General features: G+C 73.3%; 5 protein-coding genes. 1 reads left to right on the forward strand and 4 read right to left on the reverse strand.

All coding sequences use genetic code 11. The features are described from left to right. The coding region (locus HY68_RS20750) for a cobalamin biosynthesis protein (RefSeq protein ID WP_241778632.1) at positions 1 to 289 on the reverse strand (289 nt) is incomplete at its 3' end. 74 nt (positions 290 to 363) lie between these two features. On the opposite strand from HY68_RS20750, the gene HY68_RS20755 reads away from it, so the two are divergent. Continuing rightward, positions 364 to 1,119: a ZIP family metal transporter gene (locus HY68_RS20755; RefSeq protein WP_041991023.1), complete on the forward strand. Its 756-nt coding sequence runs from the start codon at positions 364 to 366 to the stop codon at positions 1,117 to 1,119. Between the two features lie 5 nt (positions 1,120 to 1,124). Here HY68_RS20755 and HY68_RS20760 read toward each other — a convergent pair whose 3' ends face one another. From HY68_RS20760 to HY68_RS20770, 3 genes are read right to left on the reverse strand one after another with little or no spacing between them, the layout of a single operon-like run. After that, positions 1,125 to 2,483, reverse strand: coding sequence for a cobyrinate a,c-diamide synthase (locus HY68_RS20760; protein WP_041991025.1), 1,359 nt, complete (start codon positions 2,481 to 2,483; stop codon positions 1,125 to 1,127). Next, positions 2,477 to 3,076 carry a cob(I)yrinic acid a,c-diamide adenosyltransferase gene (gene cobO / locus HY68_RS20765; RefSeq protein ID WP_041991027.1) on the reverse strand — a complete coding sequence of 200 codons (600 nt, stop codon included), beginning with the start codon at positions 3,074 to 3,076 and terminating at the stop codon, positions 2,477 to 2,479. The genes HY68_RS20760 and cobO overlap by 7 nt, the downstream gene beginning before the upstream one ends. After that, on the reverse strand, positions 3,077 to 5,050 hold the full coding sequence (locus tag HY68_RS20770) for a putative cobaltochelatase (RefSeq protein WP_041991029.1): 1,974 nt from the start codon (positions 5,048 to 5,050) through the stop codon (positions 3,077 to 3,079). It abuts the gene before it with no gap. Positions 5,051 to 5,237 lie beyond the last annotated feature (187 nt).

The following is a 5,237-nucleotide window of genomic DNA, read 5'->3' on the forward strand; positions in this document are numbered from 1 at the left end:
AAGGGGTGCCGACGGCGGCCAGCGCCGCTTCCGAAGCGCCCGGCACCCGCACCGACGCCAGCAGCTCCGCCGGATACGCCCGCAGCGGCGCCCCCAGCCGCTCGGCCGCCGCCACGAGGCCCGGCTCGCCCGCCTTGGCCTCGACGGTCGCCAGCTCCACCACGTCCCGTACGGACAGGCCCGCGTCCCGCAGCGTGTCCAGGACCAGCCCCAGTACCTCGTCGCACGCGGCGCCGCGCCGCGCGCCGACCCCGACGACCAGCGCGGGACGGTTGGTGACCTTGGTCACGAGCAGCCCCTTTCCGGGCCCCGGGCCCTTCCCGGACGTGCGGAGCACACCCCTGATCGACTAAGCAGGGGCTCATGGCGGTGTTCGTCGCGCTCGGCGCGTTCCTCATGACGCTGTTCGGCGGCTGGACGGCGCAACGCGTCACCGACCGCCGCCACCTCGTGCTGGGGCTGGCCGGGGGACTGATGCTCGGCGTCGTCGGCCTCGACCTGCTGCCCGAAGCGGTACGGGCGGCGGGCGGCGACGTCTTCGGCGTGCCCCAGGCGCTGCTGCTGTTCGTCGGCGGCTTCCTCGTCGCCCATCTGGTGGAACGGCTGCTCGCCGTCCGGCAGACCTCCCACGGCGCCGACCCGCAGGACGACGGCCGCGACCCGCACGCACCGGCGCCCCGGGTGCCGCAGGTCGGCCTGACCGCCGCCGCCGCGATGGTGGGCCACAGCCTGATGGACGGGGTGGCGCTCGGCGCGGCCTTCCAGGTCAACGGCGCGATCGGCACGTCCGTCGCGCTCGCCGTCATCGCCCATGACTTCGCGGACGGCTTCAACACGTACACGATCACCAGCCTGTACGGGAACGACCGCCGCAAAGCGCTCACGATGCTCGTCGCCGACGCCGTGGCGCCCGTGGTCGGCGCGGCCTCCACCCTGCTGTTCACGCTCCCCGAGGAGGCGCTGGGCAGCTACCTCGGCTTCTTCGGCGGCGCCCTGCTCTACCTGGCCGCCGCCGAGATCCTGCCCGAGGCCCACCACGAGCACCCCGCCCGCTCCACCCTGCTCTGTACGGTCCTCGGCGTGGGCTTCATCTGGCTGGTCGTCGGGCTCGCCGGCTGACGGTCTCACCGCGCGCATCCGGCGACGAACCGCCGCGCCATCTCCGGCGTCGCCGCCCAGTGCGTGTGCAGATAGCTGGCATGCACCCCGCCCGTGACGAACCCCTCGACCCTCCGCTCCGGGCGCACCACACCCCAGGCAGGCGCCGCGCCCGCCGCCGGATCCAGCACCGTCCGGTGGAACTCGTGCCCGCGCACCCGCGTCCCCGCGACGGCCAGCGCGCTGTCACCGACCGCGACCGCCTCCCGGTAGCCGAGCGTCAGCCGCCCCGACATCCGGCCGTCCGCCGCCAGCACCCCGCACATCGGCCTGTCGTCCAGGGAACGCGCCAGATACAGCAGCCCGGCACACTCGGCGGCCACCGGCGCGCCGCTGTAGGCCAGCTCGGCGACGGCCTTGCGCAGCGGCTCGTTGGCGGACAGCTCAGGCGCGTACACCTCGGGGAACCCGCCGCCGATCACCAGCCCGCGCGTCCCCTCCGGCAGCGCCTCGTCATGGAGCGGGTCGAACGGGACGACATCGGCGCCCGCCGCCGTCAGCAGCTCCGTGTGCTCGGCGTACGAGAAGGTGAACGCGGCCCCGCCGGCGACGGCGACGACGGGCCTCGGCCCGCCCACCGGCTCCGTCTCGGGCGACCAGACGGCCGTGTCCAGCGGGGGAGCGCTACGGGCCAGTGCCAGCAGCGCGTCCAGATCGCACCCCGCCCTGACCCGGTCGGCCAGCGCCCGGGTCGCCTCCAGCGCGTCCGCGTGCCGCTCCGCGACCGGTACGAGCCCCAGATGCCGCGACGGCGTGCCCACCTGGTCCGTCCGGCGCAGCACCCCGAGCACCGGCACTCCGGAACCGTCCAGCGCGTCGCGCAGCAGCCGCTCGTGCCGGTCGGAAGCGACCTTGTTGAGGATCACCCCGCCGATCCGCACCTCCGGGTCCCAGGAGGCGAAGCCGTGTACCAGCGCCGCGACGGAACGCGACTGCGACGACGCGTCCACGACCAGCACCACCGGCGCCCGCAGCAGCTTCGACACCTGCGCCGTCGAGGCCAGTTCGCCCTGGTCCGAAGCGCCGTCGTACAGCCCCATGACGCCTTCGACGACCGCGAGGTCACACCCTCGCGCGCCGTGCGCGAACAGCGGCCCGATCAGCCCCGTACCGCACATGAAGGAGTCGAGGTTACGGCCGGGCCTGCCGCCCGCGGCGCCCGACACGGCCAGTGTGTGATAGCCGGGATCGATGTAGTCGGGCCCGACCTTGTGCGGCGAGACGGCCAGACCGCGCTCCGAGAAAGCGGCCATCAGACCCGTCGCCACGGTCGTCTTGCCGCTCCCCGACGACGGCGCCGCGATCACCAGCCGGGGGATCACCACTCGATGCCCCGCTGGCCCTTCTGACCCGCGTCCATCGGGTGCTTGACCTTCGTCATCTCCGTGACCAGATCGGCGAAGTCCATCAGCTCCTGAGGTGCGTTGCGTCCGGTGATCACCACGTGCTGGGTACCGGGACGGTCCCGCAGCACCTCGATCACCTCAGCGGTGTCGACCCACCCCCAGTGCAGCGGGTAGGCGAACTCGTCGAGGACGTACAGCTTGTGGGTCTCGGCCGCCAGATCACGCTTGACCTGCTCCCAACCCTCGCGCGCCGCCTCCTCGTTGGACAGCTGGCTGTCCCGCTGCACCCACGACCAGCCCTCGCCCATCTTGTGCCAGGCGACCGTGCCGCCCTCGCCGCTCGCCCCCAGCACCTTCAGCGCCTGCTCCTCGCCGACCTTCCACTTCGCCGATTTCACGAACTGGAAGACCCCGACCGGCCACCCCTGCGTCCAGGCCCGCAGCGCGAGCCCGAAAGCGGCGGTCGACTTGCCCTTGCCGGTGCCCGTATGGACCAGCACCAACGGACGGTTACGGCGCTGACGGGTCGTCAGACCATCGTTCGGCACCGACTCCGGCTGTCCCTGCGGCATTTAAGCGGCCCTCCCCTGCTGTACGTCCCTGACAAGCCCGGCGATGCTGTCGGCGCGCAGCTCGTCGAGCGTGACGGCGGTGCCGCCCAGATCGGCGGCCAACTGCCCCGCGAGCCCCAGCCGTACCGGCCCCGACTCGCAGTCCACGACCACCGAAGCCGTACCCTCCGCCGCGTGCAGCCGCGCCGCACGCCCGCCGAGCGCCACCGGGTCGGGGCCGCCCGTCGCCCTGCCGTCCGTCACGACGACCAGCAGCGGCCGGCGCGCGGGATCCCGCATCCGCTCGACCCGCAGCACGTCATGGGCGCTCAGCAGCCCGGCGGCGAGCGGGGTACGCCCACCGGTCGGCAGCGATTCAAGACGGGCCGCCGCCGCGTCCACCGACGACGTGGGCGGCAGTGCCACCGTCGCCTCCGTACCGCGGAAGGTCACCAGACCCACCTTGTCGCGCCGCTGGTAGGCGTCGAGCAGCAGCGAGAGCACAGCGCCCTTCACGGCGCTCATCCGCCGCCGCGCCGCCATCGAGCCCGAGGCGTCGACCACGAACAGCACGAGGTTCCCCTCACGCCCCTCCCGGGTCGCCTGCCGCAGATCGTCCCTGCGCACCACAAGCCCGGGACCGCTGCGGCCACGCGCGAGCTGATGCGGTGCGGCGGCCTGCACCGTCGCCGCCAGATGCAGCTTGGTCAGCGCCCCCCGCGGCCGACGGGAACCCGTCGTCCTGCCGTGCTCGGTACGGGCACGGGACCGCCGCCCCGCGGCGCCCTCACCGAGCCCGGGGACGCTCAGCATCTTCGTACGGAACGGCTCGGCGGCGCCGACGGGCGCCTGCTCACCGCCGCCACCGGCAGCGGACGACTGCCCTTCGCCCTCCTCGGAGGAGGCTTCGCCCCCCTCCTCAGGCCCGTCCTGAGGCGGAACACCGCCACCAGGACCATCCGGACCAGGGTCGGGATCGTCGTCGCCCTTGAACTCCTCCAGCGTGTCGTCCAGCTTGTCCTCGTCAAGTCCCGGCGCGTCAAAGGGATTACGCCGCCGCCGGTGCGGCAGGGCGAGCAGCGCCGCCTGCCGGACGTCCTCGGCGAGCACATCCGTACGCCCGGCCCAGGCCGCCAGCGCCGTCGCCGTCCGCGCCATCACGATGTCCGCGCGCATCCCGTCCACCTCGAACGCGGCGCACGTGGCGGCGATCTGCAGCAACGCCGCGTCCCCGAGCCGCACTTCGGGCAGCAGGGCCCGCGCGGTCACGATCCGCTCGCGCAGCGTGTTCTCCTCGTCGGCCCACCGGGCGCCGAACCCGGCCGGGTCGTCGTCGTAGGCGAGCCGCCGCCGCACGACCTCGACCCGGAGCTCCGGATCACGCGAGGCCGACACCTCCACCGTCAGCCCGAACCGGTCGAGCAACTGCGGCCGCAGCTCGCCCTCTTCGGGGTTCATCGTCCCGACCAGCAAAAAGCGCGCCGCATGCCGTACGGAGACGCCCTCGCGCTCCACGTACGAGGCGCCCATGGCAGCCGCGTCCAGCAGCAGGTCGACCAAGTGGTCGTGCAGCAGGTTGACTTCGTCCACGTACAGCACCCCGCGGTGCGCGTCGGCCAGCAGACCGGGCTCGAACGCCTTCACCCCCTCGGAGAGGGCGCGCTCGATGTCCAGCGCCCCCACCAGCCGGTCCTCCGAGGCACCGACGGGCAGCTCGACCACCCGGGCGGGCCTGTCCACCCCGTCGACCACCGCGTGCGGCCCGTCGGGGCACGCGGGATCGGGCGAAGCGGGATCACAGCTGAACCGGCACCCCGGAACGACGGACACCTCCGGCAGCAGCGCCGAAAGCGCCCGCACGGCGGTGGACTTGGCGGTGCCCTTCTCGCCACGCACCAGCACACCGCCCACGGCGGGACTCACCGCGTTGAGCAGCAGCGCGAGCCGCAGATCGTCCATCCCCACGACGGCGGTGAACGGAAAGGGTGTGCTCATGTATGACTCCTCCGTGCTGACGGTTCTTGGCTGCGGTGTCGCCGTCCGGCGGGGGCGGCCGGGTTCGGTGGTTGCGGTTGTCGGTACGTGTGCCGGGTTCCGGGTCCTGCGGAGGGGGGTGTCCGGACTGCTTGTCGCATGAGCTCCTTCGCTTTACGTCCGGACACCCCCTCCTCCGCCCGGCCCC

Source organism: Streptomyces sp. AcH 505, from assembly GCF_000818175.1.
GTDB lineage: Bacteria > Actinomycetota > Actinomycetes > Streptomycetales > Streptomycetaceae > Streptomyces.